This window comes from Vibrio sp. R12-SW3-ISO1 (assembly GCF_059834005.1).
In genome coordinates this window covers 1-7,963 of sequence record NZ_JCBDGK010000016.1, presented here as the reverse complement: position 1 = coordinate 7,963, position 7,963 = coordinate 1, and the positions used below count along the sequence as shown (strand labels likewise).

Here is a 7,963-nt window from a genome sequence, read left to right as displayed (position 1 = left end):
CAGTGGTAACACGATTTACACATAGCTACGCTTACATCAATTAGTTGGAAAGAGGGATGGCCATCTCAGAAGGGAATGTCACGCGGCCTTGAATTAACCATTGTGCATCATGAGGGGTCAGTTCGATAAACCAAGGGCCTTGCAGCGCATCGTCAAGCTCAAAGCGATATTGACCTTTGGCGTCAGACGTCAGTAATCGGCTAAAATCGCGATCAGGTAGTGTGCGATGGGCAAACATCGCGGTGATTGCGGGGAAGTGTTCGAGAGTGCCTTTATCAAGCGTGATGACGATAGCGTTTTCGTCAGAGACGACTTGAGCGCTCAGTCCTAACTCTTTTGCAACGTTAATCTTTGAAATATCAACGTTGATCCCTTTTCCTTTTTTATAGTAATCCTCAGTAACCAGATCGACCGAGTTCTGAGTGAAAATAACGACCGTTATAATAGTCCATACCACCACGATCGATGGAAGGATGATTAGAAACCACGGCCAAAACTGCTTGTACCAAGGCTTTTCCATAAAAAAGTTCTCAATTTATAAAATGAAATCAGGGCTTTAACTGTAAAGGAAAGACAGCCCCATTACCATCTGTTGACAGCATGGGGCTGGAATTGAAATGTAACTTATTGTTCTGAGTTGCTTAGACTCCATACATAGGCAGCGACAAGTTGCACTTTGTCTTCACCTAGTATGTCTTTCCAAGCAGGCATTACGCCTGAGCGGCCGTTCATGACCGTCTCTGTCACTTCAGCACGCGAGCCACCGAACAACCAATCTTGGTCAGTCAGATCCGGTGCACCCACAGCTGGGTTACCTTTACCGTCCGTACCATGACAAGCCGCACAAACCGCAAAACGTACTTTACCCGCTTCTGCTTCTCGCGCGTTCACGCTACGACCTGACAAGCTCAGCGTATAGCTCACGACTTCTTTCACACCTTCTTCGCCAAGCGCATCTTTCCACGCAGGCATTTGACCGATTCGGCCTTGCATGATGGTGGTCACGATAGCTTCTGGCTCGCCGCCGTATAGCCATGCGTCGTCAGTCAAATTAGGGAATCCTTTTTGACCGCGAGCGTCAGAGCCGTGACACTGCGAACAGTTTTGTAAGAACAGGCGCTGACCCACTTTTACTGCTTCATCATCCGCTGCAATCGCAGGGATAGGGCGCAGTTCAGAGGAGCCATCAACATACGCAAGTCGCTTGAATGCTTCACCAAAGTAGGCATCTGCATCATCAAGCTCTTTGGCGTATTGTACTAGCTGCTTGTTCTCTTGAGAGGCGGCAATCGACGCTTTTGACTCTTCAACCGAACGAACGGTTTGATCTGAGCTCTGCCAGCCCAAGACACCTTTAAAGCTGCCAAGACCTGGATAAAGCGTTAAATAGATCGCTGCGAATACGAACGTACCAATGAAAAGGTAGGCCCACCATTTAGGTAGAGGATTGTTAAGCTCACGAATACCATCGTATTCATGGCCCATATCAGCGCCTTCCTCTACGCCCATTTTGTCTTTAAGACACCAGATAAGTAGGGCAGCACAGCCGACCAGTGTTCCGACCGTGATGATAATTATCCAAAGACTCCAAAACGTCGTCATTGCTTAGTCACTCCCTGTTCTTTTTTGGGCTGTTCAATCTCGTCAGCAAAGACAAGGTTGGCATCTTCTTCGAAGCGAGCTTTACGGTTTTTGCCGTAAGCCCACCACACAACGCCAATAAAGCTCACGAACAGAACAATGGTCCAAATACTGTGAATAGTACCGATATCCATTACGTCACCCCTTATTTACTTCATTGCGTGACCAAGAGACTGAAGATAAGCAATGATGGCATCCATCTCTGTTTTACCTTCTACATCTTTAGACGCGTTTGCGATTTGTTCATCTGTGTAAGGCACGCCGAATAGGTCGCGGAAAATACGCAATTTCTTCTCAGTGTCCTTACCATCCAGTTCATTGTCAGCTAGCCATGGGAAACCAGGCATGTTTGACTCAGGAACCAACTCGCGTGGGTCAATCAAGTGAACGCGGTGCCACTCGTCAGAGTAACGGCCACCAACGCGCGCAAGATCTGGACCTGTACGCTTAGAGCCCCATAAGAACGGATGCTCCCAAACGCTTTCGCCCGCGACGGAGTAGTGACCGTAGCGCTCTGTTTCCGAACGGAAAGGACGAATCATCTGGCTGTGGCACACGTTGCAACCTTCGCGAATGTAAATATCACGACCTTCGAGTTCCAACGCAGAATAGGGACGCAAGTTTTCAACCGGCTCCGTTGTCTGTTTTTGGAAAATCAGTGGCGTGATTTCTACCAGCGCACCCAAACTGATGGCAAACACGATCAGGATCGCAAGCAAACCGACATTACGTTCTACTAGTTCGTGGCGATTGTTAGAATTTGAACTCATTCTTTAATCTCCTTAAGCCGGTTGCGGGATAGCTTTCAGGCTATCTTTTGGCGCGGTAACGGTTTTGTACGTGTTGTATGCCATGAGGAACATACCTGCTAGGAAGATAAAGCCACCTAGGAAACGTACAAAATAGAACGGGTAAGACGCTTGCACAGACTCTACAAAACTATACGTTAATGTGCCGTCTGAGTTCACTGCGCGCCACATTAGGCCCTGCATAACGCCCGAAATCCACATCGCTACGATGTAAAGAACAGTACCGATAGTGGCAAGCCAGAAGTGGGCGTTGATCATGCCAACAGAGTACATACGTTGCTGACCGAATAGACGCGGAACCAAGTGGTAAACCGAACCAATCGACACCATAGCAACCCAACCTAACGCCCCTGAGTGCACGTGACCGATTGTCCAGTCAGTGTAGTGGGAAAGGGCATTGACGGTCTTAATCGACATCATCGGGCCTTCAAAGGTTGACATGCCGTAGAACGACAGAGATACGATAAGGAAACGCAAAATTGGGTCATAACGAAGTTTGTGCCATGCGCCAGATAGCGTCATGATACCGTTGATCATGCCACCCCAAGAAGGTGCGAACAATACGAGAGACATCACCATACCGAGCGACTGAGTCCAGTCAGGCAGAGCCGTGTAGTGAAGGTGGTGTGGGCCTGCCCAGATGTATAGCGAGACCAATGCCCAGAAGTGAACAATCGACAAACGGTATGAATAAACGGGACGTTCAGCTTGCTTAGGAACAAAGTAATACATCATGCCAAGGAAGCCAGCAGTCAGTAGGAAACCTACCGCGTTGTGTCCGTACCACCATTGTACCATTGCATCAACGGCACCGGAGTAGACAGAGTAAGACTTACCCATAGAGACCGGAATCGCCATGCTGTTAACAATATGCAATACAGCGACAGTGATGATGAACGCACCAAAGAACCAGTTTGCCACGTAGATGTGTGATGTTTTACGCGTAATCAGTGTGCCGAAGAACACCACTGCGTAAGCCACCCAGACAACAGCGATCGCAATATCGATCGGCCATTCTAGTTCCGCGTACTCTTTACCCGAGGTAAAACCGAGTGGGAGAGTGATCGCGGCTGCGAGGATAATTGCCTGCCAACCCCAGAAGGTGAAGGCGACGAGAGGGCCACCAAATAGACGTGTTTGACAAGTTCTCTGTACAACGTAATAAGACGTTGCGAATAGGGCACTTGTACCAAACGCAAAAATAACCGCATTAGTATGCAGAGGACGTAAGCGACTGTACGTCAACCACGGCGTATCAAAGTTTAGCTGTGGCCAAACTAATTGAGCGGCAATCAAAACACCAACAGCCATGCCGACAATACCCCAGAGAATAGTCACTAAGGTAAACTGACGGACGACTGTATAGTTGTAGTTTTGTTCTAGCTGCTTTTCTTGGCTCATTTGCATGCTTCCAATTTCTAATTAACTACACTTTACTTCCAACACGACACATGTCGTAATGCCACCCAAAACCTCAAGAAAATGTCGCCAATCTCAGTTGGTTAAATAATCTTGCCAGTTTTTAAAAAAAGTGGCACTTTCAGCCGCCAACTATACTTCATTTAACAATTCAATGACAGCATAGTAACCTTACACTTGGTCAGGTTTTGGCCTTTTATTTTAAAAGTTTGAAGTTTGTTACACGGAGAACCCAACAGAATGGCAGCCCAAAAACTTACAAGAGGTCGTTTTGCTCAAATAATCATCATGTTAACCTTGCTTCTGACGGCGTTTTTCTGGCGTACTATCACGCACAAAGACGCGATAGAAGTGGTGTGCGAACTCAAACACGCCTGCACATTTGTTGTCGAAAACGACCGCTTCACCGCAAAATTTGAGGCAAACGAGATTATCATCACCAAGCCCAACACAAAGTGGCTGCTAAAATCCTTAGAATCACCGCAAACAATTACGGAAAGTGACACCGACTGGAGACTCGAGGCTCCCGTCAATGAAGCGTTAAACTTAAGCTTGCGCGACCGTAACGATGCCAAAGAAGCGACAATCAAGTTTCGAATGTAACAGCGCCCAAACGTGGGATAATTGACGTCCTACAATCCATTTTGATAGCCAATAGCTCGAACAGTGAGATGTTAAATTTGACGCGAACGAGCGAGAAAACGTGCGAGTTTTTCGTCGAAATCACAAATTATGATATCGCTCAGCACTAATAATCAGCTTTGGAAATCTTTGATTAACAAACTGATTATTAGGTATTTTATGGTAAATACAGTTATGTTTAATGGAACAGCTCATTGGATGGGTAGATTGGATAGGGAGTGGTACCCCCTGTGTTTGCTTGGAGTTAATTTAACATAATATACATAATGCGCACTAATGATTGCGGTATTTATTCGATTGTTGTGGCGTTCTCACGGTGCGCTTTAACTGTTGGTGCCATTTCTAACCAGTTCAAGATGCATTGTAAGTTTTCGACTTGGATTTGCATCCGTTCCCAGACTGCTGCTCTAAGTTCTTCGTTGTTCTGACAAGATTCTGAGTTTAAGAACAACGAGATATCGCATAAGTCATTGGCAACAGCTTGTGCATCGTCTAAGGTGTATTCCTTCATGATTAACTTCCTTATCAAGTTGATTGTGAGTAGCCCGTAGCTGTCCTACCAGTTACGGGCTAATTTGTTTAGGCTTGTGCTCTAAACGGATTGTTGGATTCGGATTGGAACTCATCTCGATATTGGTCTGGTGCAATCACCACAACCTGACTGTCCAAGTCGAACGCGATTACCACGATTGCTTTGTTTGCTATGTCCAGCTGCTTAATCGCATCGCTTGCAGACTGGAAGCATTCGAACCGATGAGCCGTGTCAGGCATTAAGCACCAAGCCGAACCATCCAAGTGATAACGTATCAAGAAGTCATCTTGATTTGGGTTATGCACTAGCCAGCCGATGTACTGAGCATTGTCTGGCAGACCGCATTCTTTTTTAATTTGCTCTGGTGTCGGTGTTTTCATAGTTCAGGCTCCAAGGCCACCATACTCAAGCCGAAGCGTTTTAGCTCAAGTGAACCGAAGTTATTCACGACATAACTTGAACTTTCAACGGTATACATGCCAGCCGGATAAGGTTTTTGGTCTTCATCAAGCGACAGTTTCATTTGTGTTGGGAACTTGCCACCCAGATAAACATAAGCAACTTGCTCATAGATTTTGCGTGCTGGTTTGTCATCTTTTGGCTTGGTTGTGCGTATATCAACACACACATCGTCTTCGAAGATTTCTATTTTTAACATGGTGTATTCCTAGGCTGTTCGAAGCTGAACAACGTTATCATTAGCAAGTAATTGGCGAGTTAACGGACCGAACTCAGGCTCCAAGTACCAGTCCGGATATTGTTGGGAGAAGTCAACGGTAATTACATCAACCAACGGCACAACCTTATTCATGCCATTACCTTGTAAGTTCTGTAGCTGAGCCTTGGTAAATCCAGCATCTAGCAGCAAGTTGAAGTTGTTGTAAAACGTTTTGGTTACAGAGAACGAGCGTTTAACTTCAAGGTACCCTTCATTGACTAGACGACGATAAAACGAGAACGCCCTATCCGCTTTTGCATAACTAATGTTGCCCTTTGGCGTTACTTTCTGGTGTTTAAGTCGCAAGGTGTTTTGTACTAATTCATCATCATAGATATTCATGGAGTGACCCCTATATGTATGGTTTATCAGCTCTCCATATGTCATTAGCCATAACTCTTGGATTAACTCTTTGCCTGTTTCTTGGAGCTGCTGTTGGTAGTTAATTAGGTCGTTGATTTTTGTCGGTATATTCAGTTCTTTTAATTTGCGTTTCGTTACGCTTGCCTCAAAGCGGATTAGCCATCTTACAAAGCGGTGTAGTCGTGGGTCTGACATCGCATCAACAATAGATTGAGCGTGTTGATCACCCTTCTCTGCCTTTGCCCGATAATCATTGTATTGCTTCTCGAACTCATGCTGTTTTGAGTAACACTTACCACGCCAGTGTGAAGACGCTCTGTTGTGATAACACGTTGTTTCGTATTCACTACGTGATGCTTTAACTTGCCCATGAGACACATTGGCCATATGAGCGATTGCCTGTTTTGCTTTCTGTTCAGTGCCAACATTTGCCGAGAACGTGCAATCCAGCTGCATCACTTCAGCTAAATCCCATTCAAGCATATCTGCAAGCATCGGATGAGAGAGTTCCAGCGCGGAACACATTTCAGCATACCCAAGTAATATCGAGCATGGACCGAAGATGTTGTGACCTTGAAGGATTTTTGCAGGACTAGCTTTGATTTCGATAGATGGTGGTACGTTAGGAGAACCATTGTTGAACTTGATAGCGACACCAGTAAAGCTAGTTGGTATCGAGTCATAAGGGATGTATTCACCACTCACTGATGAGATGGTCATATCAGCATTGCGCTGTAATGTCCTAACACCTGTGGTTATACCCAGTTCAGAAGATACTTTTCTAACATCCAGTTCGAGGTGATATGCCTGATTTGCAGACGAACGGTTCTCAAGCTGGAAGCAATATTCAGCTTTAAAAGGAACCATTACACGCAATAAATCGAGCATCACCAAAAACCTGTCAAGTACGTTTTTTTATAACTTACCTATTATTTTTCATTACCTCAAGCCTTTGGTGTAAAAACGTGGTAGTACAATAATAAATAAACGTACCTACAGGGATTTTTTGATGTTAAAAGATGTAATTAAGCAAGCACGCTTGCAACAAGGCTTAACACAAGAACAGATAGCTAAAAAAGTGAAAGTGGCTAAGCAGACGTACTTGAAATGGGAAAACGGAGAGACCGAACCTAAAGCTACTCAGATAAAGTTATTAGCTGAGAACTTGAAGATAACAGCTGATGAGATATGTAATGGAGAACTCTATACCAAGTACAGTTTGGAAGACTTCATCTATGAACGAGCTAAAGCAACCGCACGTGGAGATTTGGAGACTTTAGCAACATGGAAGCATGTTCCTGACCATAAAAGATTCATTGAAGATCTTGCAGTTAAAAGCGAAGAAGATGTGATGAGAGCAAGGCTCTTGGAAGAAGAAAAAGAGAATGCATACCTAGCTGCAATACATTCAGAGCAAGAGTAATGGGTGTAAATATTACACAAGAGTAGACTATTAAAGGGAGTCTACTCCCATAACTCGCGAAGTACCTCACGATTCCATGCAAGCTATGTAACAAAAATCAATAGTGTACCCTCTGCCATTTTGGATCCCTCCCGCAGTAGCGGGTCCCTCCCAAAAAGGCAGAGGGTAAGCTGATTGAATAGCGGGTTCCAGTTGGACAACGCCCCTTTGATGTTGAGAGTCTCTGCGAGGGAAATCTTAGCAAGAATGAGGGGTGTTTTTTTGTGCTCAAGAAAAGGGAGCGGGTTTGCGGCCGTTTGGGGAAGTCATGCCCAAGAACCTAAGTGTGCGGCCTTTTCCCTGCGGGGCGAGTATGTCAAAAATGTCGAAAAAAATGACATACTCAATTAATGCGCATTATGGAAATTATGTTACGA

General features: G+C 45.2%; 11 protein-coding genes. 2 read left to right on the top strand and 9 right to left on the bottom strand.

The window, feature by feature from the left end; genetic code table 11:
• Positions 1-40: 40 nt before the first annotated feature.
• From AC6R0R_RS04970 to ccoN, 5 genes are all read right to left on the bottom strand, one after another.
• A complete protein-coding gene (locus AC6R0R_RS04970; protein ID WP_500625908.1) occupies positions 41-520 on the bottom strand; it encodes a FixH family protein in 480 nt (159 codons plus the stop codon).
• Between the two features lie 104 nt (positions 521-624).
• The gene (gene ccoP / locus AC6R0R_RS04965) at positions 625-1,602 is read right to left on the bottom strand and encodes a cytochrome-c oxidase, cbb3-type subunit III (protein ID WP_500625907.1); all 978 of its coding nucleotides are present in this window, start codon (positions 1,600-1,602) and stop codon (positions 625-627) included.
• Positions 1,599-1,775, bottom strand: a complete 177-nt coding sequence (locus AC6R0R_RS04960; RefSeq protein ID WP_334555360.1) for a cbb3-type cytochrome oxidase subunit 3 — start codon at positions 1,773-1,775, stop codon at positions 1,599-1,601. Before AC6R0R_RS04960 ends, ccoP begins: the two co-directional genes overlap by 4 nt.
• Before the next feature lie 15 nt (positions 1,776-1,790).
• Positions 1,791-2,411 carry a cytochrome-c oxidase, cbb3-type subunit II gene (ccoO, locus tag AC6R0R_RS04955; RefSeq protein ID WP_334555361.1) on the bottom strand — a complete coding sequence of 207 codons (621 nt, stop codon included), beginning with the start codon at positions 2,409-2,411 and terminating at the stop codon, positions 1,791-1,793.
• Between the two features lie 12 nt (positions 2,412-2,423).
• Positions 2,424-3,851 (bottom strand): cytochrome-c oxidase, cbb3-type subunit I, encoded by a 1,428-nt coding sequence (gene ccoN, locus AC6R0R_RS04950; protein ID WP_334555362.1) that lies wholly within the window; start codon positions 3,849-3,851, stop codon positions 2,424-2,426.
• A gap of 258 nt (positions 3,852-4,109) precedes the next feature.
• On the opposite strand from ccoN, the gene AC6R0R_RS04945 reads away from it, so the two are divergent.
• Positions 4,110-4,472, top strand: coding sequence for a hypothetical protein (locus AC6R0R_RS04945; RefSeq protein WP_500625906.1), 363 nt, complete (start codon positions 4,110-4,112; stop codon positions 4,470-4,472).
• A 328-nt stretch (positions 4,473-4,800) separates the two neighbouring features.
• On the opposite strand, the gene AC6R0R_RS04940 is transcribed toward AC6R0R_RS04945, so the two are convergent.
• The 4 genes from AC6R0R_RS04940 to AC6R0R_RS04925 all read right to left on the bottom strand — a co-directional run bounded on the left by AC6R0R_RS04940 (position 4,801) and on the right by AC6R0R_RS04925 (position 7,012).
• The gene (locus AC6R0R_RS04940; RefSeq protein WP_500625905.1) at positions 4,801-5,022 is read right to left on the bottom strand and encodes a DNA polymerase III subunit alpha; all 222 of its coding nucleotides are present in this window, start codon (positions 5,020-5,022) and stop codon (positions 4,801-4,803) included.
• A gap of 68 nt (positions 5,023-5,090) precedes the next feature.
• Positions 5,091-5,423, bottom strand: a complete 333-nt coding sequence (locus tag AC6R0R_RS04935) for a hypothetical protein (RefSeq protein WP_500625904.1) — start codon at positions 5,421-5,423, stop codon at positions 5,091-5,093.
• Positions 5,420-5,701: a single-stranded DNA-binding protein gene (locus AC6R0R_RS04930; protein ID WP_500625903.1), complete on the bottom strand. Its 282-nt coding sequence runs from the start codon at positions 5,699-5,701 to the stop codon at positions 5,420-5,422. The genes AC6R0R_RS04935 and AC6R0R_RS04930 overlap by 4 nt, the downstream gene beginning before the upstream one ends.
• Positions 5,702-5,710: 9 nt before the next feature.
• On the bottom strand, positions 5,711-7,012 hold the full coding sequence (locus AC6R0R_RS04925; protein WP_500625902.1) for a phage/plasmid replication protein, II/X family: 1,302 nt from the start codon (positions 7,010-7,012) through the stop codon (positions 5,711-5,713).
• A 121-nt stretch (positions 7,013-7,133) separates the two neighbouring features.
• On the opposite strand from AC6R0R_RS04925, the gene AC6R0R_RS04920 reads away from it, so the two are divergent.
• On the top strand, positions 7,134-7,547 hold the full coding sequence (locus AC6R0R_RS04920; RefSeq protein WP_500625901.1) for a helix-turn-helix transcriptional regulator: 414 nt from the start codon (positions 7,134-7,136) through the stop codon (positions 7,545-7,547).
• Positions 7,548-7,963 lie beyond the last annotated feature (416 nt).

Excerpts from the sequence above, each read along its gene's own strand:
- AC6R0R_RS04945 (WP_500625906.1), top strand. The coding sequence starts at position 4,110 with ATGGCAGCCCAAAAACTTACAAGAGGTCGTTTTGCTCAAATAATCATC.
- AC6R0R_RS04925 (WP_500625902.1), bottom strand. The coding sequence starts at position 7,012 with ATGCTCGATTTATTGCGTGTAATGGTTCCTTTTAAAGCTGAATATTGC.
- AC6R0R_RS04970 (WP_500625908.1), bottom strand. The coding sequence starts at position 520 with ATGGAAAAGCCTTGGTACAAGCAGTTTTGGCCGTGGTTTCTAATCATC.
- AC6R0R_RS04930 (WP_500625903.1), bottom strand. The coding sequence starts at position 5,701 with ATGTTAAAAATAGAAATCTTCGAAGACGATGTGTGTGTTGATATACGC.
- AC6R0R_RS04960 (WP_334555360.1), bottom strand. The coding sequence starts at position 1,775 with ATGGATATCGGTACTATTCACAGTATTTGGACCATTGTTCTGTTCGTG.
- ccoP (WP_500625907.1), bottom strand. The coding sequence starts at position 1,602 with ATGACGACGTTTTGGAGTCTTTGGATAATTATCATCACGGTCGGAACA.
- ccoN (WP_334555362.1), bottom strand. The coding sequence starts at position 3,851 with ATGAGCCAAGAAAAGCAGCTAGAACAAAACTACAACTATACAGTCGTC.
- AC6R0R_RS04940 (WP_500625905.1), bottom strand. The coding sequence starts at position 5,022 with ATGAAGGAATACACCTTAGACGATGCACAAGCTGTTGCCAATGACTTA.
- AC6R0R_RS04920 (WP_500625901.1), top strand. The coding sequence starts at position 7,134 with ATGTTAAAAGATGTAATTAAGCAAGCACGCTTGCAACAAGGCTTAACA.
- AC6R0R_RS04935 (WP_500625904.1), bottom strand. The coding sequence starts at position 5,423 with ATGAAAACACCGACACCAGAGCAAATTAAAAAAGAATGCGGTCTGCCA.
- ccoO (WP_334555361.1), bottom strand. The coding sequence starts at position 2,411 with ATGAGTTCAAATTCTAACAATCGCCACGAACTAGTAGAACGTAATGTC.